We start from the raw sequence: 20,528 nt of genomic DNA on the forward strand, positions 1-20,528 counted from the left end.
GTTATCCCAACGTTAAGGGAATGAGGCTATAAGTAAGCGTCAAATAGCGCCCACCTTCTTTCAGGGGGCGCTTATTCCACCAGTCAAAATGATGCCTCATCTACTAGATTATTAGTCATTATTAATTTTTTTGTAGGAAGCGGAACCCATCTCCGTGTCCCATGCTTGACTTAGTCTAATTCTAAAAATAGTTGTATTAAACGACGGACCTCATCCGTTGATTTTGTATCCATCAATTGGTTTCTTAGTTCACTTGAGCCTCTAAATCCCTGAGTATAGATTTTGAAAAAGCGAAGAAGTGGCTTAAATGGACGAGGTTCGATTTCTTTTGAATATTTATCATGAAGATCTAATTGTAAAAGTAATAAATTGAGAAACTCTATCATACTATGTTCTTTAGGTTCTTTTTCAAAAGCAAATGGATTCGTGAAAACGCCGCGGCCAATCATTACGCCATCAATGCCGTATTGTTCTACTAATTTTAAACCTGTTGCTCGGTCAGGGATATCTCCGTTAATTGTTAATAACGTATTTGGAGCAATTTCATCTCGAAGTTTTTTTATTTCGGGGATTAGTTCCCAGTGAGCATCTACCTTACTCATTTCTTTTTTCGAACGAAGGTGAATAGAAAGGTTCGCAATATCTTGTTTCAATACATGTCCTAACCAATCGCGCCATTCGTCAATGTCGTGATAACCTAATCTTGTTTTAACGCTAACTGGCAATTCACCGGCTTTTGCTGCTTGAATAATTTCTGCTGCCACTTCAGGACGTTGGATTAATCCAGCACCTCTTCCTTTTGATGAAACGTTTGGTGCGGGGCAGCCCATATTTAAATCAATCCCACGAAAACCAAGTTTTTTCATATCGATACTCATCTGTTTAAAAAACTCAGGTTTATCGCCCCAAATATGAGCGACAATAGGTTGTTCATCTTCCGTAAACGTTAAACGCCCACGCATACTATCTTTTCCGTCAGATTGGCAATAACTTTCTGTATTTGTAAACTCCGTAAAAAATACGTCGGGTTTTGCTGCTTCACTAATGACGTGGCGAAACACAACGTCTGTGACATCTTCCATCGGTGCTAATATAAAAAATGGCTTCGGTAAATCAAGCCAAAAATTATGTTCGTTATTCATTTATATCCTCCTATTGCAACATATAAAAACAATATTTATCTATTGCAAAATCCTTTACTCATCATACATATTATCATTTCTTGTAGTTGGTTGCACTGTCCTATAACTAATACTGAATTTTCAAAAATGACTAACTAAAACTTTAAATCGCAAAAAATTTATTTATCTTATAGAGAAAGCAACCTTTTTTAGTAATTGGAATTAAGTGGAAAATTGGAGCTCCTTAAAATAGGGGAGCTTTTTTGTTTGTTAAAAAATTATTAAAAATCACGCATTTTAAATAAAAAAATAATAAATATATTGACTTATTAGCTATAAGAATATAATATTCAATAATGAAAATGATTATCATTATCGTTGTCATGACCTTACAACAAAGGAGAATACATCTTATATGAAGAAAATAAAAAAAGGCAAATTAGCAATTATTTACGCTATTATATCCATATTATTAGTGTTAGCAGGATGCGGATCGAATCAAGATTCATCAAAAGAAAATTTAGATAACAAGCAAAAGGTGACTGTTCAGCATGAACTAGGAAAAACAAGCATTCCTAAAAATCCTAAAAAAATAGTCGTTCTTGAATTATCATTTGTTGATGCACTTCAAGGTTTAGGCATGAAGCCAATCGGAATTGCTGATGATAATAAAACAGATATGATTGAAAAGCTTGTTGGAGACAAAATAGATTATACCTCTGTTGGAACACGTCAACAGCCTAATTTAGAAGTGATTAGTTCATTGCAACCAGACTTGATTATCGCAGACTATCAGCGTCATAAGGAAATTTATAAAGATCTTGAACAAATTGCTCCAACAATTGAGTTGAAGAGTCGTGAGTCAACATATGAAGAAAATGTAGATTCATTTAAAACGATTGCTAAAGCAGTTGGAAAAGAAAAGGAAGCAAATCAACGTTTAGATGAACATGAAAAAACCATTGCAAAATTAAAAAATGAATTAAAAGAAGAAAAAGATCAGACAGTGTTACCAGCCGTTGTAAGAGATACTTCATTTCAAGCGCACACGTCTTCTTCATTTGACGGAGAGTTTCTTGAAAAGTTAGGTCTTAAAAACGCAGTACAAAACAAAGAAGCATATGCTGAAATGAACTTAGAGCAGTTGTCTGATATTAACCCAGATATCTTAATTTTAGCAAATAATGAAGGTAAACTTTTAACAGATGAATGGAAAGGAAATTCTCTTTGGAAGAATTTGAAAGCTGTTAAAAATGACAAAGTTTTTGTAGTTGATCGTGATTTATGGACAAGATACCGAGGTGTAGTATCAGCTGAGGCTATTGGAAAAGATACGGTTAAGTTACTAAACGAAGAATAAAAGTAAAATAATTATGGTTAAAAATAGGGGTGAGAATAGATTTACTATTCTTGCTTCTATTTGTTTAAAAAGAAAACTTGAGAAAGTGTGTTGTAAAATGACTAACATCGTTCTAAAGCCAAAAGCGAATAAATATATAGTCGCATTTGTCAGTGTTTGTTTATTAATAGTCGGAATGGTTATACATATTGCTTTCGGCTCTTCATCCATAAGTTTTATAGATGTGTTAAAGGCATTATTTGCATCAGACGATTCTAAACAAACAACGATTATTCAGACGCTTAGACTTCCACGGGCTGTTCTTGCAGCACTTATTGGTGCCAGTCTTGCTGTAGCAGGAGCACTAATGCAAGCAATTACAAGGAACTCTTTAGCATCTCCGCAAGTCTTTGGCGTAAATGCGGGTGCGTCTTTAGCGATTGTGATGGCACTGATTCTATTTCCGGAATTGAATTCACAAACGACTGTATATATTGCCTTTTTAGGAGCAGCGTTAGGAGGAATAACCGTCTATTTATTTGCATCAGGCGGTAAAACCACACATGTGAAACTAGCACTTGCAGGTATGGCAGTCCATTTGTTTTTATCATCACTTACACAAGGAGTTATTGTGTTGAATGAACAAGCAACCGATGTGCTGTACTGGCTTGTAGGTTCTATCAATGGTAAAGACTGGACCCATGTCAAAATTCTCTTTCCATGGTTTGTTCTTGGACTGTTTTTTGCATTTAGCATGTCACGTTCAATCTCTATATTAGTTCTAGGTGAAAATATGGCTACGGGTTTAGGTGAAAAAGTAAAATGGATTCGTTTTTTTGCGGGAGTGATTGTTGTTATGCTTGCAGGTGCATCAGTTGCTGTAGCAGGTCCAATCGGTTTTGTTGGTCTTATCGTTCCTCATATTGCAAGAAAGTTAGTCGGAGGAGACTACCAGAGGATTTTACCGTTCTCAGCCCTTTTAGGAGCCATTTTACTTGTCTATGCTGACGTGTTATCACGTTTTATTGCATATCCTTTTGAGTCTCCAGTTGGAATTGTTACGGCACTTATCGGAGCTCCTTTCTTTTTATATCTGGCTAAAAAAGGGAGGAATATCAAACAATGACCAAAAGAAAACATCCATATGGGATACTAAGTGCCTTTCTTATACTTCTGCTAATCGTCGCAATTATTAGCTTAGGTGTAGGTGCTATCTATATTTCCCCTCTTGATATATTAAGCAATATAAGTGGGACTTCACAAAATAATACGTTTATTTTATATAATTACCGTATTCCACGTATGATTATTGCCATTGTAATTGGGGCATCTTTAGCCGTAGCAGGAGCAATCCTACAAGGGATTTTAAAAAATCCTCTAGCTTCACCTGATGTTATAGGGGTTACAAAAGGAGCGGGTTTGTTTGCTGTTTTTGTATTAATTGTATTTCCTACAGCTTCTATACTGGTATTACCTATTGCAGCATTTATAGGAGCAGCGGTTATTGCAATTATTCTCATGATATTTTCGTATGCTCAAGGGGCAAAGCCGCATACATTAGCACTTGTCGGAGTAGCTTTAGGGGCCATTTGCCAAGCAGGAATTCAATATTTCATGATTAAATTTCCTGATAATGTAAATACTACACTTCTTTGGTTAACAGGAAGTTTATGGGGAAGAGGATGGAGTGAAATATGGATTTTGGTTCCCTCTATCATCCTTATTCCATTCATAGTCATTTTTGCATCGAAGTTGGACATCTTAAATCTTGGAGATGAAATTGCCGTTGGTTTAGGAGAACGAACAAAATTTGTTCGTTATGTTTTATTAAGCATTGCTGTTATATTGACAGGCTTATCTGTGGCTGTTGTCGGAGCAATTGGCTTTATCGGTTTAATTGCCCCGCATGTCGGAAGAAGGTTAGTAGGAAGCCGTTCGAAATTTTTACTACCAGTCTCAGGAACAGTAGGAGCGCTGTTTTTATTGATCGCGGATACTTTAGGAAGAGGTATCGTCCCTCCAGTTGAAATTCCAGCAGGTATTGTAACAGCTGTCATTGGTGCCCCATATTTCTTATATCTACTGCGCCGTGAACAGAAAAAGTAAATGAAAGGATGAATAGTAATGACAAAACTAACAGCAGAAAAACTTTCATTGTCGTACAATTCAATTTCTGTTATTAATAATATTGATCTTCACATTCCAGAAGGGAAAATTAGCATTATTATTGGCTCAAATGGCTGTGGAAAATCAACTATTCTTCGGTCTTTAGCCAGGTTGTTAAAGCCTACAGCAGGAAGTATTTATATAAATGGTAAAGATATTCATCGACATTCATCAAAAGAAGTGGCGAAACAGCTGGCCATTTTGCCACAGTCTCCTGAAGCACCTGAAGATTTGACGGTTAAAGAACTTTGTTATTATGGACGCCATCCTCACAAAGGTTTACTTTCTCGTTATTCTGCGGAAGATCATGAAATTGTAGATGAAGCTTTAAGAGCAACTAAAATGGATTACTTAGGTGATCGTACGTTAGATGCTCTATCAGGCGGTCAGCGTCAGCGAGCATGGATTGCAATGGCTTTAGCGCAAGGCACAGAGCTGTTGCTTCTCGATGAACCGACTACTTATTTAGATTTAGCTCATCAAATAGAAGTACTTGAGTTGTTGTGTTCACTAAATAGTAAGCACAATCGAACGATTGTCATGGTTTTGCATGACTTAAACCAAGCTGCGCGTTATGCAGATTACTTAATCAGTATCTCAAACGGGCAGATATACAGAGAAGGCCCACCTGATGAAGTATTCACTGAGAAAATGATTGAAGATGTGTTTGGACTATCTTCAATTATTATTCAAAACCCTGTGGATCAATCACCTCTTTGTATCCCAATAGGAGTCAAAAAATAAATTCTCTTTCATTAGAAGGAGAGCATTTTAATGTTTCTAATAAAAACAGCTTGTGATGTATTCTCATCAGCAAGCTGTTTTTATTTCTTAATTAATATGGAATGTAGAGTGAGAAAGTTATTCAAAAAAAGGGTATGTCAATCGAAATTAATTATAAGGACCATTTAAAGTATGAAAGACTACTTGAAAAATTTGGGATCGAGAGAGTGTATTGGGAGAGAAAAGTATTGAATGGGGTATTGTCACAGAATTAGAAGTAGTAAAAGCAATGGTTCGTAAAATTGCTTTTGTGCATAGCTACGCAGACTTAACTTTTATAGAAGAGTTGGAAGAATGTTCAGTTTATGAATTTGGCGAAATGGCTATTTAATTTAAAGATTGTAAATACTCACTTAAGTACTTTTAGGATGGTGATTTATATATAATCTCTTTTACTTCATCGCTCTTAATGCAAATTATTCGCGAAGAATAAATTTTTCTGAAAAATATTAAAGTCCAATAAAAAACATAGTTGTTTAAACATATGGAGTGAAATTGAATTCTTTTACTATATTTATTTTTTACCTTGTATAATATATGTATGAATATTTCAATATTCGTTAAGTGTAGAAAATGAAAGTTTTTTATTTTAAGGAGATAAAATGTTTAAGACTATTAGATGGCGTATGTATATTAAAGTAAAGTCGAAAGAAAAAGCTCAAAAGGTAATCAAGCGATTAAAGCAAGAAATAGGGGATATTGAAGTGGTATCTTTACAACCATATTGGAAAGATGAAACATTGTTTGAGTTAGATTGCGAGACCACTCTCATGATTGAAGAACCAGAAAAATCGGTGTTTGAGGTTCTTCGTTTGTCCAATCAAATAAGTAACGATTTATATGTCACTGGACCAATTCTATATGAAAACAATCGTGTACAGTTTGAAGGAGTTTGTTCATCTTCTAGTGTAGTAGGTATTCATTGGTTCCATTTCCGAATAGCTAATTTTGATTAGTAGCTATTTTTAACGATTTGCGTTCCAAAATTAGAAAATGATATTTTCAACTATCTTTAGCAACCAGCTATTAGTGACTGATAGATGGTAACTGTTTTTCTATAAACAAAATTAAACTACATATATATAAAGTGACGATAGAGTTGTTACATGAATAATAAAGTATAAAATAGTTGTTAAAAAAAGTAATTTGTTAATAATGTTGAAGTCTGGTATAATCTAAAAATTATATTAGTCCAACTATTATTAAATAAAGAGGGTGAATAAATTGACTAAAAACCTTAGACAATTGAAAAACGTTTCAGTGATCCTAACGCTTCTAACTTAGAGAATAATTTAGAAGCGAGGAATAGTTATATGAAAAATCAAAGAATCTTTAGTAAACCATTTATATTCTTATTTATTAGCAACTTTTTAGTTTTTATAGGGTTTGATATGTTGCTCCCTATTTTGCCAGCCTATTTGTTAAGTATAAATGCAACTTCCATTCAAGTAGGTCTAGTGACAACATTATTTACGATAGGTGCTGTTTTAATCAGACCTTTTGTAGGGTACTATTTAATCGATAACCAACGAAAAAGTCTAGCCATTGGTGCAAGTGCAGCTTTAATGATTATTACAATGCTGTATCCATTTCTTAATTTTGTATGGCTTTTTCTATTGTTACGCATTTTCCATGGTGCAGCGTGGGGGGTATCAACTACAGCCAATAGTACAATGGTAGTCGATTTAATTCCTAAGTCACGGTTAGGAGAAGGAATGGGGTATTTTTCTATCTCTACAACGGTCGGGGCTATCATTTCACCGAGTATCGGTATCCTTATATATGAGTCGTTTTCCTTCGATGTTTTAATTTGGTCCTCCGTAGTACTTAGTTTATTGGCTGTAATTGCGCTTCAATTTGTAAAAGCATCTCCTACAACTGTAATGCGTGAGAAGCAACCATTTAGATTTTTGGATATGATTTTTGAAAAAGAAGTGTGGTTCCCAGCGTTACTGACTGTTATTACAACACTTGGTTTTGGAGCGGTTATTACATTCTTAGTTCTTTTTGGAAAGCAAAAGGGGATAGATCATATTTTTCTATTCTTCCTTATCAATGCAACTGTAGCAACTTTAATACGTCCATTTACTGGGAAATGGTATGACAAAAAAGGACCGTGGTCTATTATCATTGTGTCAGCAATGTTAGGTTTTTTATCACTTGTTATGCTGTCTTATGCATCAAATGATATTGGTCTAATAATAGCAGCGATTTTATTTGGAGCAGGTTATGGAACAGTTATGCCATGTTTACAAACATGGACGGTTCAAAAGGTAAGTGAAGAAAAAAGTGGAGCGGCAAATGTAACTTTCTTTTCTAGTTTTGACGTTGGCGTTGGAGTTAGCGCATTTGTATTAGGTATTTTAGCTGAATGGATTAGTTTAGAAATGATCTTCCGGATTGTAAGTTTAAGCTTTATTGTTGTTGCGGTTTTAGTCTACAAAGATTATTTAAATGAGAAAAAGCTTAAAAATATATAAATCCATCTCAAACAAATCCACTATAAAATGGTTTGGTAAACAAACACATTTGTAATCAACAATATAGAAATTTTTAGTATGAAATAAACAAAAGCCATCCATCTAGTCTTAACCTAGATGAATGGCTTTTTGCATACTATTAGATAGTAAAATACGCTATAACTATTTTGATTCATTCGTTTGCTTTTCAAAATCACATAGATCAATCCATTTCTGAATAGATACAATGACGTCATTAAATGCCAAACCGTTTGGTGTTAACTCATATTCTACTTTTTTAATGGAAGAGTCAATTAGCTTTTTATTGATTAAGCCAGCATCTACTAATTCATTTAAGCGTTCTGTTAGTAAGCGGTCAGAAATTCCAGGAATTAAAGTGTGAATTTCGTGATAACGTTTAGGGCCTGATAACAGAGAATAAATAATCATCCCCATCCAGCGTTTTCCGATAAATTCAATTGCTTGATGGTAGCTACTACATTTATGTGTACAATTCGGTTGAGTCATAAAACAACCTCCCGCATGTGAATGCATTTTCCTCTATTGTAACATATAAAACTTTTTTATTGACGTATAAACTTACTAATGGTAAGATTTATTTATCAACTTACCTTAAGTAAGTTTTAGGAGGAAATATAATGACAACTACAACAGAAAAAAGTTTATATACAATTATGGAAGACAGAAAATCAGTTCGTAAATACGATCCGACTTTTAAAATGACTCAAGCACAACTTGAAGAGATCATTAAAGAAGCTACAAGTGCACCTTCTTCAAGTAACCTACAAGCATGGAGATTCCTTGTTATTCAAGATGAAGAAACGAAAAAAGAACTTCGCGCAATTGGTAACAATCAAGAACAAATTGAAACATCTTCAGCAGTTATTGCCGTTTTAGGTGATGCTGAAATGTACAAAAACGTAGAAAAAATCTACACACAAAATGTAGAAGAAGGCCATATGGGTGAAGAACAGAAGAACATCACAATCAACAATACAATGCGTATGTACCCAGCAGCACCATTAGAAGTAAGACAAAGTATCGCAACTTTTGATGCAGGTCTAATTTCTATGCAATTGATGCTGATCGCAAAAGAAAAAGGTTTCGATACAGTAACAATGGGCGGATTTGATAAAGTGAAATTTGCAGAGCGATTTGAATTACCTGAGAATGAATTCCCAATCGTATTAATTGCTATCGGTAAAGCAGCAGCACCAGCATTCGGCTCATCACGTTTACCATTAGAGGATATTGCTCGTTTTATCTAAATAACATAGCAAGTTAAAGATTCAGCAGAAACGAATTTGTTTCTGCTTTTTTTTTGTGGTTTTTACAATAAAATTAGGGGTAAAGAGGTAAAAATATAAATTTATAGAATTATATAAAGAACAAATTGAAGGGAGCTTAGATAATGAGTAATAAGTTAGTGCGGGTTGGAACTACTTATATTCCAGTAACTAATGTAGACATTTCTGCAAAGTGGTATGTAAAGAACTTAGGTGCTGTACTGAGCTATCAAGACGAAGAGAAGGTGATTCTTAATCTAGCAGATCAAAGCTTTTTTTTAGTGAAGGCAGAAGAGACTCAAAGTTCGAATTTCATCGATAGTAACGGCAATGAACGTTTTTCCATGACTTTTGAGGTAAATGGGCTCGATGCTTTAGAAGAATTACATAGCTTCTTTATGGAAAGTGAAATGCAAGTTGGGAATATTGAAAATAGAGGTCATGCTGGAAGAAACTTTGTATTTGCTGATTTAGATGGGAATAAATTTGATGTGTGGAGTGAATTGAGTCCAAATTTTCAAGAAATCAAAAAATTGATTAGTGAATAGGTAAAGAGCTTATTCATCAAGAGTAGATAATGAAAATCTGACATATATAGGGGTAGGGGACACAATGCTACAATATTATTCCATTGTAAGTGGAAAAGGTAATAAGGTTGCTATTTTTCTTCCTGGTACTGGATGGTCAGGAAGTATGGGGATGCCTATAGCGGATGCATTACATAAGGAGTTTACTACACATATGATTGATCTACCTGGTATCGGGAAGAGTACTGGAATTGAAGGTGTAGTGACAGAAAGAGATATGGCTGATTGGCTTCATGGCTATATCGAAAAGAATCATTTAGATAAAGTTGCTATCATCGGGCACTCATTAGGGGGAATTATTGGTTTAGCATATGCATTCTATTATCCTAAGAAAGTAGATCGACTGATTCTTTTAGATATCGGATATGATAGGGTTAATCGTTTCCCTGTTAAAATGTTCGGTAAAACGGGATACTTCTTACCTATCATAAGTATTTGTCATAAATTATTTGGACAACGTTTACTAGGGAAAGAATCATACGATGAGCAAGTATCAAAGCCTAAAACAGAGGAAGAAATTAAGAAAGTTATTGAAAAGTTTAAATTTGAAGATAGTCCTTTTATTAGAGAAGCCATTGAAAACCAACGATCAAGTAATTTATCGGGGATTAGTTTGTTGTTAGCGGCTTATAGGAGCAATCCACCTAAAAACTTAAACACAATTCAAATGCCTTGTTTGCTTCTTTACGGAAATCGAGAAAATAGTCCAGCAGCGCAACGAAAAGTAAAGAAAGAAGTGGAAGGAATAAAATCAAATCAAGTAAAAGTTCAGATGTTAAAGGGTGATCATTATGCCCATGTACAGGATAAAAGAGCGATAGAATATATCAGTACTTTTTTGGCTTAACATGTAAGGGAATCGTTAAAAGTCAAAAACTTAGTGGTAAAATAAATAGAATTAGAAAAAAATGTAGACTATTTTTCTTCAAATAAGAGGATGGATGTTCTAATTTTTTGAGTTGGTATTGGACAAGCACATACGGTAATGGCTGTTTTTTAAAAGCATGTTGCTGTTAAAACATAAAGACAGAGTAAATCTACAAAATGTGTAGAAATAGCTCTGTTTTTTTGTTTTAAAAATTCGTAAATAGAAAGATTGTTACTTTTAAAAAAATGAAGTGTATATATTTTTTAAGCATGTTACATTCGAAATGTACCAAAGAAAATCTAAATGAAGAAAGGAAGATAGTAACTATGAATTTTAAAGTTGAAACACTCCCTAACTATCGCTTAGCTTATGTGAGACGTGTTGGTCCGTATGGTTCTGCAAATATTGAAGTAATGGAGAAGTTGAAAAAATGGGCAAGAGAGAAAAATCTTTCGTCAATTATACTTGCAATTCAACAAGATAACCCTGAGACAACACTTCCTGAAGACTGTAGATTTGATGCTTGTATTGTGATTTCAGAGGATTATCAAATCGATAATTCAATTTGCGAAGGTGAACTTGCTGGTGGAAAGTACCTTGCTTACGAAGTCAAACATACAGCCGAAGACATTCAAGAAGCATATGCCAATATTTTTATTGATTTACAAATGAATGGATATCAAATTGATAACAAACCTATTTTGGAAAGATACACTGAGGAGATGGTAAACAACCATTATTGCGAAATATGTGTACCGATAAAAGCTTAATAAGTTTGATTAGCTTACTTTACTTGATTTTTACTCCAGTAAAGCACTAAAAATTTATTGGCTATGTTTAATGATATTATTGAAATTCTCTAAAACAATAAGCGTATTCGAGTTATAAATCGAATACGCTTATTGTTTCGAGTGGCGAATGATTAATAAACACCAACTAAGGATAATTTCCAAGTCGGATAGAACTTCGTAGTTAAAAACAAGTCATTACAAATTAAACAATAAATTTCGTAAACCAAGCTACATAATGAGCTCCTGGAATGAAAAAGACTTGTGCTAGTAATGTCCCAAACAATCGGGAAGTCATCATCATAATTGACATACCTTTTAGATTCGAATAACTGCCTCTTTGGTTAATGACGTCATCGGCAAGAATTGATATTCTTGGGTCAATAAAGATGATAAGCAAGATAGTAGCTACCCCGTTAATAAGACCTGAGGCCATAATGGCTGTTGCTTTTCTTTCTGGAGCGATCAACCCAGCGTACAAAGCAGATAATACTCCAATTGTGTAGATAGCTGTGATCACCATATTGATGAAAAATAATTTTACTGGGATATCTTTTAATCTTATATCCTTTACATAAGAAATTTTTGGCAAGTGAATATGCTTTAGTCCGCGTTTTATGTATGCAAATGTGAAGCCCTTTTTAATCAACGACGGAATGGAGCCTCTTTCTTCAGCTAAATGGATAATTGCTCTAGAAAAAATGGCGATAAAAGTTGGGAGTAGTAGAATCCCGATGATAGTACCTATTGTGGAAGATGCAATGATGATCCTAAATTGACTTTCGACAAATTCTAGAGTATTTTCTTTTGGTGCTTTATCAATTAGGCTTCCAGTAAAAGGTTGCTGCATCATATTAGCAAGCCTTGATACCATAACCATCAAGTTAAATAAGGATAAAGCAGAAGCAAGCAGTTTAACTCTTGCACCGGATAATCGGACAGCGTATGCAAGTGTTTCGATACAATGGATAATCAGTATAAACAGTGCAATGAATATTAGTTTCTCAGTAAATAGTTCTGAAATAAAATCACCTTCTCTTAGATGATATATTAGCATAATCAAACGATAAAAACTGATTTTAGACATAAGCAAAGAAAAGATATTTTTATTGATACCATATTTTGTTATTATTACATGTAACACACTAACAATTTTGTGCAGAGAAGATTTAATTATTTCGTTTTTCTTGGTACATTCAAGTGTTAATAATAGGAGAAATTACAGAGTGAAATACTACAATTCAAAGTGAGGTGTAACAGTGCAAGCATTGATTATTCGTTATATTGCGTTGCTTTTTACTATAGGCGTATTAATAATTCATATCTTGCTGAATAGTGGGCCGGTAACAAACACAATCATTATAGCCACAGCTACTTTGTGCTTATATTTTACAATCCCACTTAGTAAAATACCTATCATTAATTATCTCATTATGGTGTTATTAATCCCAATAGGATTGGTACTTTCAATAGATGTTGTTTATTTATTGCCCATGAATGCTTTTTTTATAATGGAGGGAGCTTTTCAACTAAAACATCGGGAACATACAATTTACATAAGTTCGCTTGTCTTCGTTTGTACAGCAATAACTTTATTGAAATATCTTCCTTTTTTAAATTTTGTGTTATTTATTTCGATTTGTATAAGTTCATTCTTTGTAAGTCAACTTTTTTGGAACGTTAAAGAAAAAGGTGATCTTTATACAGGATTGCTTGGGGAATATCGAACGTTAAAGCGCTCTTTTGTAGAGCAAGAACAATTAGCTCGAGCAGAAGAACGCACGAAAATGGCGAGAGATATCCATGATTCAGTGGGACATAAGTTAACAGCTTTGTTAATGCAATTAGAGGTTCTATCCATCGAGAATAATTTGAAAGGTATAAAAGACATAAAAGAATTAGCTAGAGATAGTTTGGATGAAACGAGAAATGCAGTGCGACAGCTGAAAACGGCTGAAGTAAGCGGTATTCAATCTGTTATTCAATTAATACGAAAGCTTGAAATGGAGAGCCATTTACAAATTCGTTTTACTTTTGAAAAAGGTGTGTTAACTTTACCGATTTCCAATAAACAAAGTATTGTTCTCTATCGCGTACTCCAGGAAAGTTTGACGAATGCGATGAAATATAGTGATTCAAAAGAAGTAGAAGTAATCTTAAGACAAAATTCATTACAACAGGTTCATTTTATAGTGAAAAATAAAGTGTTGAAACTAAAGGCTTTTGAATTAGGATTCGGACTCACGAATATGATGGGTAGAGTAGAAGAAATCGGTGGAGAACTTCGTGTCAATCGGACCGAAGATCATTTTATAGTTGAAGGTACATTTCCAATAAAAGAGAGGGAATAGAGAATGGTACATATTTTGATTGTTGAAGATCAGGCTATTGTGCGCAATGGGCTGAAGATGATTGTAGAGCAAGAGCCGGATTTTGAAATTGTTGCGGAAGCAAGTAATGGAGTTGAAGCACTGGCTGCACTTGAAAATCATCATATTGATCTCGTACTAATGGATGTCAGAATGCCAGAAATGAATGGGATAGAAGCAACTAAAAGAATCCGCAATCGATTCCCACAAATTAAAGTTTTAGTGTTGACGACGTTTGACGATGAAGAATATGCGTTCGAAATATTAAAAGACGGGGCTAATGGATTTTTGTTAAAATCAGCAGAACCTCATAAATTAATTAGTGCTATCCATAGTGTCCTTGAAGGAGGGCTCGTATTACATGAGGATGTTGCAGCAAAGTTAATGCCTAAATTATTGAAAAAATCGCCTCCATCACAACCAGTTCATACTTTAACTGAACGAGAGCTTGATGTAGTGAGGCTCGTAGGTGAGGGCAAGACAAATAAGGAAATATCAGAAGAATTGTTTTTATCAATTGGTACAGTGAAGAATTATATGACACATATTCTACAGGAACTTGATTTAAGGGATCGTACACAGTTAGCCATTTATGCTGTGAAAAATGATCTCGTATGAGTAATGAAAGAAGCGGCGATTAACTCGTCGCTTTTTTATGTGACTGAGGTCATATCGATTTATGACGTTAGCTAGTCGGCAAGCAATGTGATTTTATTTATAGTGTAATTAAGGAGAGAGGGGATGTAATTTATGATAGAAGTAGTGGATTTAACAAAAACATATAAAAAAGTAAATGTGGTAGATCACGTGAATTTATATATTGAGCCAGGTGAGATTGTGGGGTTACTTGGTCCAAATGGTGCGGGAAAATCGACAGCGATTGCCATGATATCAACGCTTATCAAACCATCAAAGGGTGATGTATTGCTACACCAAAAAAGCGTTATAAATGATCAAGGTTCTTTGCGAGAGGTGTTGGGGGTCGTACCACAAGAAATAGCTTTATATAGTGATTTAACGGCTAGAGAAAATCTGCATTTCTTTGGCAGTATTCATAAAATGCCAAAAGATAAATTGAAAGAGCGAATTGAAATTGTATTAGAAGAAATTGGCCTACAAGATGAAAACAAAAAACTGGTCAAACATTACTCAGGTGGTATGAAACGTCGGTTAAATATTGGAGTGGCGCTATTACATGAGCCTGAATATTTAATCATGGATGAACCAACTGTAGGGATAGATCCTCAATCACGAAATCACATTTTAGAGACCGTGAAAAAACTAAATGAACGATCCAATACAGCAATTATTTACACAAGTCATTACATGGAAGAAGTCGAATTTTTATGTGATCGTATTTACATTATTGATAAGGGAAGGGTTATTGCATCTGGTACAAAGGATGAGATAAAAGCTATTCTGTCTTCTGAGAAAACCGTGCGTCTTAAACTTGAGAAACCTTCTAAACAACTTGTTGAGGATTTAACTTTGAATCCTATGTTATCAAATACATTAGCTAAGGATGCGGAGATTACTTTTACAGTAGCGAAAGATACAAATTTTCTACCTATGATCTTAACATTGTGTGACCAACATCATGTGGCATTAAATAGTTTTCAAATAGAAGAGCCAAGTCTTGAAGATGTATTTTTACACTTAACAGGTAGAGCATTACGAAATTAGGAGGAGAGCTAATGTTCTTAGCGCTTATCGTAAAACAATTAAAAATATTGAGTAGAAACCCTTTAGAGTTGCTAGTTCTTCTGTTAATGCCTGTTGTATTAATTACAATTTTAAGTGTAGCTCTTGGACCTATAATGGATGGGAATAGTGAAATGTTTGATTTGGATATAGCTGTTATTCAACATGATGACGAAGAAGCGCAGCTCGAATCCTTTCTAAAAAAGGCAAATGAAAGTATGCCAATTGATGAAAAGTTGAAGGAAAGCATAAAACAAATGCTTCCAGTAACTTTGTTGCTCGATCAATTAACGGGAAATGAAGAAATGAAGAAATTTGTAACAGTAAAAAAACTAAATGAGAATGAACTTAATAAGGCAAGAAAAAGTGGAGACTATGACGTAATTATCGACGTTCCAAAGAATTTCACTGATGCGTATTTATCGTCCGTTTTTTTATCAGGAAGCAAACCTTCTTTAAATGTCTATTTAGATGAGGATCAACCTGTTACTTCATCAATTACTAAAAGCATGCTCGATTATTTCCAACAACAATATTCTTTACTAACACAATTGAACAATGCTGATCAGTTAGATGCTAAAGTAACTAGTCCTAAAATTGTAGTCGCTTCGGATATTGAGACAATAGCCAACCAAAAGAGTATCTCATCAAAAATTTATTATACGTTTAGTATGAGTGTCATGTTCATCTTATATATGGCTAGTACTATAGCAAGTTTGGCTTTTTTAGAAAAAGATATGAATATTTTCGACCGGATTGTATTAGCACGAATTCATCCAATAACGTATTTAGGTAGCATCATTGTATCAACTATTCTCTTAGCAATGATTCAGATGACTATTTTGTTTACAGTTTCACATTTTATGTTTGATATTCAATTTGAACAGTTCGGATTATATGTACTAATTACATTTCTTCTGGCCGTTATTGTAGGAGCTTTAGCAGCATTATTGTCAGCGATTAATTATAGAAATAATTCATCAGGAGCTTCAAATATATTTTCAGCTGCAATAATATCTATTCTTGCCTTAGTAGGAGGGAGTTTCATTCCAATAAGTCAGCTATCTTCATTTTTATCATCACTTGGAAAATGGACACCGAATGGAGCAGCACTTGAAGCTTATTTGAAACTGCAGCAAAATGCGACGTTTCTTGATATTCAAGATCTAGTCTTCAACTTAAGTATGTTAGGCATAGGTCTCCTAGTTATAGCGTTTGTACTCTTTCCTAGAAGAGGTGGCATATTATGATGAATATTTTAAAGACGAAATTTTTATTATTTAGAAGAAAGCCTGCAGCTTATATTGTAACAACTATTATCATTTGTATATTTACTTATTTAATGGGTCAAGGCCAAGTAACAAAGGAACCTATTGCCTTATTTTCTACACTAAATAACGAACAGCAGTCGGTAATTATGAAAGAGTTAAAAAAACTATCGCAATATGATTTCACAATGTATGAAGAGGATGAGGCGATTAAACAAGTAAAAGATGGCAAAGTTGATGTTGCTATATCTTTAAAAGATGATGGGTATAAATTAATCGTAGCACCAGATTTTATGAATGCTCCGATGTTGGGGAATGAGTTGAATGCGATTTACAGTCAGGTATTATTAAAGCATGCGATAATTCAATCATCTCCTGATGAACAAAAAGAGCAAATAACAAGTAAAATAGAGAAAATTCAAGATGAACCAAGTTTTAATATTGGCTATAAAAACTTGGGAAATGAAAATGGGATAAAGTTTGATCAGAAGTTGCGTAGCTTATTTGGTTTTACACTATTCATGGTAATTTATACGATTGCAAGTGGCGTTAATCATATCGTTATGGAACGTAGGGATAGGATTTGGGAAAGGATAACTGTGTCAGCTATTCCAAAATGGAAAGCCTATCTAGCGAATTTAACCTATAGTTTCATGCTTGGCTACGTGCAAATTACTCTCGTGCTTACCATATTCTACTTTGGTGTAGGGATCGATTTCTATGGTGGCTATTGGAAGAGCTTAATTGTTGTCATTCCATATGTACTTTGTATTGTGTCACTTTCCATATTCATAGCAGCAATTGCAAATACACCTGGTAAATTTAATGCCTTTATGACGGTGCTGGCAGTTCCGTTAGCAATGCTTGGTGGAGCATACTGGCCACTTGAAATCGTAACATCGAAAATAATGTTAGCTTTATCAAAAATTTCACCAATAAAATACGGATTAGATTTATTAAATGGCGTCACAATTAATAGTAGTTCCACAACAGATTTACTATTACCTTTTAGTATATTAATGTTCATGACGATCATTTTCATGGGTATAGGGATAAATGTGTTAGAGAAAAAGGAACAAATTTAATCTTTTGGAAAGGGTACTTACATTTTGTATGTGAGTACCCTTTTATATTTCAATAATCACAATCTAGGGAAGTACTTTATGAGTTATAATGAAATAATTGGTATTTTATTTAAAGAATAATTTTTTCTAAACTGCGACCGTCTTAGTGGGTGATTAAATATTATGAGAGAACATTTAGATTCTATTCGAATTATAAAATAAACTTAGAGGAGGAAAACGTGGAGACTCATTGGTTAAAATCATTTATAAAAGCTGCAAAATATGAAAATTTACGTCTTGCTTCTGAAGAGCTATTTATTTCACAACCAGCTGTGACTAAGCATATTCAAAGCTTAGAGAAAAACTTAAATACACAGTTGTTTATTAGGCAAAATAAATCCATTCGATTAAATCAAAATGGTGAAATGTTTTTACCTATTGCCCAGGAAATTATTTACACTTATGAGGCGGGGATTCATCAGTTTCAGCAATATGTAGAAGGTTTTGAAAGAGAGCTGACGATAGCAGTTGCACCTCAAATTGCCAATTCTATGCTGCCATCTATTTTAAAACAATTTTCGAAACAAAAATCACATGTAAGTGTGCGTGTAGAAATCATTAAATCCAATGAGATTGCAAACAGTATTCAATCAGGACAATCACATGTCGGTTTGTCAAAAATCAAACCTGTAAATCCGGTTTTAAGCGTTAAATGTTTAATTGATGAGCCTATTGTTTGTGTAGGTCCAAAACATTTGGAAAGTATGGATATGGTAGAAATAATACGACAGGAAAAGGTATTGACTCATGAATATGCTCCTTATTGGGATGAAGTTAATCATCAGTTGCAACAACAATTTACTCATACTACCAATATGAAGGTGAATCAAACTGAGGCTATAAAACAAATGATACTAGAAGGAATAGGTGTAGCATTTTTACCGAAAAGTGTAGTGCGTAAGGAGTTAGAAGATGACAGACTAGCATTATTAGCGACAAATATACTTAATACCTGTACATCTAAAACGTATTTTATATCAAAGCATAGTTCAGCCGAGACGGAACATCTTTTTGAAATCTGCAAATCTATTTATGGGACTTAAAAATTGAGGGATAGATAAAGCGAGTATATCTGGCTTTATCTATCCCTGTTTTGTATGGCGAAAATAGGCTCTTAATTATGATCGATTAGTTCTTTAAGCATCTCAGCAAAGATGTCTGTCGTTCTATACTCTTCTTGTAGTGTATTTTCCACTCCACCAATTTGTAATAGTACCATGTTATTCAAGAGGTCTTGGTTGTAGGTGTTTTGTTCTGTTGGGTTGTTTTTAATAACGACACCTCTTGAGAGACCAGGGTATTTTTTTTCTATTTTATTGTGAAGACGATTAGCGAACTTTAAATTTTTTTCATAGTTGACATTTGATTTGGAGATGACAAACTCTACTTTAGCAAAGTCTTTTCCTTTTATATTTATTGTTGTAACATCTCTATCAGCTGAATCCCTGTGTATATCAAACACCATTTGAATATTTTTGTTCTTTTTCAGCGTATCTTCTAGAATTTCTCTTGAAACTGTATACGTCTTATTAAGGGCGAGTCCTCTATCTTTAAGAATACTTGTAATATCTCTGGATTCTTGAATAGTTCTGATGTTGGTGGCATTTAAGTTCTTACTTAGCCTTTTACCGACTAATGTGATATTTTTTATTTCATCATAAAAGCGTTTTTGTTCATTAGCATCTATTTCTGAATAAAAGGATTCATAATTATGTGAATGATATATATAAACAGAAGGTTGATAAATATAGATAGATGGTTCTTGTTTATTAACTACAGACGCAGATTGCGTTTTATCGATAGAAGATAGGGTAGGATCTAGTACGGAAGTACCTTTAAAAGATATAATTGAAAAGATAGCTATTGCACACATAATTAATCCACTAGAGGCAATTGATAAACGTTTATAAGCCTTTTTTCTATTTTGCTTTCTTGCCTGTTGTCTTAGTTTAGCTTCAGTAGTTGAAACAAAATCAGCTCTTGGATTAAGAGGATACGTTTTTTTGATTAAATCAAATAAATCTTTATCATTTTGCATTAATAAATACCTCCTCTATATCAGTATTTAATTTGTTTTTGAGCTCTTTTAATGCTCGGTGATAATCTACTTTTACTTTGGACTCACTACATTGCAGTATTTCAGCTGTTTCTTTTATAGATAATTCGTTTATACCTCTTAGAATAACGACCGTTCTAAAATTTGGTTTTAGTTTTGAGATAGCGACATGAACAGATTTTTTCAGTTCGGATTGTTCGACTAATTCATTAGGTTCTGTGTTATTTGATTTAAACTGCAAAAAGTATCCCTCTGTAAAGAGAGTGGCGAATTTTTTCTTTCGATAATGATCAATAGCTACATGTTTTGCAATAGAAAATATCCAAGTTTTTAAATTGTTTATTCTGTTAAGGCTAGGTAAATTATTCAAAACTCGTAGAAAGACCTCTTGCGTCATATCCTCAGCATCATTTTGATTACCTGAAAAACAAATAAGAAACCTATATACATCTAAGTAATGGTGATTGTATATATCAATAATACTGTCTTCCAAGTTCTCTTTATTGAACAAATTTCTCCCTCCTCAATTATGTATTCGTATATTAATCGTTTGAACTATAAGAAAGGTTACAAATATTTTCTATTCATTTAA

The 20,528-nt window shown here is 33.7% G+C and carries 22 protein-coding genes; 17 read left to right on the forward strand and 5 right to left on the reverse strand.

The genetic code is table 11. The features are described 5' to 3' along the window. Positions 1-170: 170 nt before the first annotated feature. Complete coding sequence (locus tag MHH98_RS09720; RefSeq protein ID WP_038182557.1) at positions 171-1,142, reverse strand: tRNA dihydrouridine synthase; 972 nt, start codon at positions 1,140-1,142, stop codon at positions 171-173. Between the two features lie 394 nt (positions 1,143-1,536). Here MHH98_RS09720 and MHH98_RS09725 point away from each other — a divergent pair, with 394 nt between their 5' ends. The 7 genes from MHH98_RS09725 to MHH98_RS09755 all read left to right on the forward strand — a co-directional run bounded on the left by MHH98_RS09725 (position 1,537) and on the right by MHH98_RS09755 (position 7,889). Beyond that, a complete protein-coding gene (locus MHH98_RS09725) occupies positions 1,537-2,481 on the forward strand; it encodes an ABC transporter substrate-binding protein (RefSeq protein ID WP_340712695.1) in 945 nt (314 codons plus the stop codon). Between the two features lie 97 nt (positions 2,482-2,578). Then, positions 2,579-3,586, forward strand: coding sequence for a FecCD family ABC transporter permease (locus tag MHH98_RS09730; RefSeq protein ID WP_038182552.1), 1,008 nt, complete (start codon positions 2,579-2,581; stop codon positions 3,584-3,586). Next, on the forward strand, positions 3,583-4,566 hold the full coding sequence (locus MHH98_RS09735; RefSeq protein WP_076035034.1) for a FecCD family ABC transporter permease: 984 nt from the start codon (positions 3,583-3,585) through the stop codon (positions 4,564-4,566). The genes MHH98_RS09730 and MHH98_RS09735 overlap by 4 nt, the downstream gene beginning before the upstream one ends. 18 nt (positions 4,567-4,584) lie before the next feature. Next, positions 4,585-5,370: an ABC transporter ATP-binding protein gene (locus MHH98_RS09740; protein ID WP_038182547.1), complete on the forward strand. Its 786-nt coding sequence runs from the start codon at positions 4,585-4,587 to the stop codon at positions 5,368-5,370. A gap of 211 nt (positions 5,371-5,581) precedes the next feature. Further along, positions 5,582-5,740, forward strand: coding sequence for a hypothetical protein (locus MHH98_RS09745; RefSeq protein WP_155981173.1), 159 nt, complete (start codon positions 5,582-5,584; stop codon positions 5,738-5,740). Positions 5,741-6,011: 271 nt separating this feature from the next. Next, complete coding sequence (locus MHH98_RS09750) at positions 6,012-6,365, forward strand: hypothetical protein (RefSeq protein ID WP_051448650.1); 354 nt, start codon at positions 6,012-6,014, stop codon at positions 6,363-6,365. Positions 6,366-6,722: 357 nt separating this feature from the next. Further along, the gene (locus tag MHH98_RS09755; protein ID WP_340712697.1) at positions 6,723-7,889 is read left to right on the forward strand and encodes an MFS transporter; all 1,167 of its coding nucleotides are present in this window, start codon (positions 6,723-6,725) and stop codon (positions 7,887-7,889) included. Positions 7,890-8,051: 162 nt separating this feature from the next. Here the strand turns inward: MHH98_RS09755 and MHH98_RS09760 are convergent, their stop codons facing one another. After that, positions 8,052-8,396, reverse strand: coding sequence for a winged helix-turn-helix transcriptional regulator (locus MHH98_RS09760; protein WP_038182542.1), 345 nt, complete (start codon positions 8,394-8,396; stop codon positions 8,052-8,054). A 131-nt stretch (positions 8,397-8,527) separates the two neighbouring features. Here MHH98_RS09760 and MHH98_RS09765 point away from each other — a divergent pair, with 131 nt between their 5' ends. The 4 genes from MHH98_RS09765 to MHH98_RS09780 all read left to right on the forward strand — a co-directional run bounded on the left by MHH98_RS09765 (position 8,528) and on the right by MHH98_RS09780 (position 11,400). Beyond that, positions 8,528-9,157, forward strand: a complete 630-nt coding sequence (locus MHH98_RS09765; RefSeq protein ID WP_038182539.1) for a nitroreductase family protein — start codon at positions 8,528-8,530, stop codon at positions 9,155-9,157. 143 nt (positions 9,158-9,300) lie between these two features. After that, positions 9,301-9,723, forward strand: coding sequence for a VOC family protein (locus tag MHH98_RS09770; protein WP_038182536.1), 423 nt, complete (start codon positions 9,301-9,303; stop codon positions 9,721-9,723). A 64-nt stretch (positions 9,724-9,787) separates the two neighbouring features. Then, positions 9,788-10,609, forward strand: coding sequence for an alpha/beta hydrolase (locus MHH98_RS09775; RefSeq protein ID WP_340712698.1), 822 nt, complete (start codon positions 9,788-9,790; stop codon positions 10,607-10,609). A gap of 347 nt (positions 10,610-10,956) precedes the next feature. Then, entirely contained in the window at positions 10,957-11,400 is a 444-nt protein-coding gene (locus MHH98_RS09780; protein ID WP_076035037.1) for an AraC family transcriptional regulator, read from the forward strand. A 223-nt stretch (positions 11,401-11,623) separates the two neighbouring features. On the opposite strand, the gene MHH98_RS09785 is transcribed toward MHH98_RS09780, so the two are convergent. Beyond that, positions 11,624-12,475: a lipid II flippase Amj family protein gene (locus tag MHH98_RS09785; RefSeq protein ID WP_081730067.1), complete on the reverse strand. Its 852-nt coding sequence runs from the start codon at positions 12,473-12,475 to the stop codon at positions 11,624-11,626. A gap of 202 nt (positions 12,476-12,677) precedes the next feature. On the opposite strand from MHH98_RS09785, the gene MHH98_RS09790 reads away from it, so the two are divergent. From MHH98_RS09790 to MHH98_RS09815, 6 genes are all read left to right on the forward strand, one after another. Then, complete coding sequence (locus MHH98_RS09790; protein WP_340712700.1) at positions 12,678-13,769, forward strand: sensor histidine kinase; 1,092 nt, start codon at positions 12,678-12,680, stop codon at positions 13,767-13,769. 3 nt (positions 13,770-13,772) lie between these two features. After that, on the forward strand, positions 13,773-14,405 hold the full coding sequence (locus MHH98_RS09795) for a response regulator transcription factor (RefSeq protein ID WP_038182524.1): 633 nt from the start codon (positions 13,773-13,775) through the stop codon (positions 14,403-14,405). 132 nt (positions 14,406-14,537) lie between these two features. After that, entirely contained in the window at positions 14,538-15,470 is a 933-nt protein-coding gene (locus tag MHH98_RS09800; protein ID WP_038182522.1) for an ABC transporter ATP-binding protein, read from the forward strand. A gap of 11 nt (positions 15,471-15,481) precedes the next feature. Beyond that, positions 15,482-16,738, forward strand: coding sequence for an ABC transporter permease (locus tag MHH98_RS09805; protein ID WP_076035040.1), 1,257 nt, complete (start codon positions 15,482-15,484; stop codon positions 16,736-16,738). Further along, positions 16,735-17,841 carry an ABC transporter permease gene (locus MHH98_RS09810; RefSeq protein ID WP_076035041.1) on the forward strand — a complete coding sequence of 369 codons (1,107 nt, stop codon included), beginning with the start codon at positions 16,735-16,737 and terminating at the stop codon, positions 17,839-17,841. The genes MHH98_RS09805 and MHH98_RS09810 overlap by 4 nt, the downstream gene beginning before the upstream one ends. A 218-nt stretch (positions 17,842-18,059) precedes the next feature. Continuing rightward, a complete protein-coding gene (locus MHH98_RS09815) occupies positions 18,060-18,923 on the forward strand; it encodes a LysR family transcriptional regulator (RefSeq protein ID WP_340712703.1) in 864 nt (287 codons plus the stop codon). Between the two features lie 71 nt (positions 18,924-18,994). Here MHH98_RS09815 and MHH98_RS09820 read toward each other — a convergent pair whose 3' ends face one another. After that, positions 18,995-19,918: a stage II sporulation protein P gene (locus MHH98_RS09820; RefSeq protein WP_076065364.1), complete on the reverse strand. Its 924-nt coding sequence runs from the start codon at positions 19,916-19,918 to the stop codon at positions 18,995-18,997. After that, positions 19,908-20,447, reverse strand: a complete 540-nt coding sequence (locus MHH98_RS09825) for an RNA polymerase sigma factor (RefSeq protein ID WP_076065365.1) — start codon at positions 20,445-20,447, stop codon at positions 19,908-19,910. Before MHH98_RS09825 ends, MHH98_RS09820 begins: the two co-directional genes overlap by 11 nt. Positions 20,448-20,528 lie beyond the last annotated feature (81 nt).

Source organism: Viridibacillus sp. FSL H8-0110 (assembly GCF_038003565.1).
Taxonomy (GTDB): domain Bacteria; phylum Bacillota; class Bacilli; order Bacillales_A; family Planococcaceae; genus Viridibacillus; species Viridibacillus arenosi.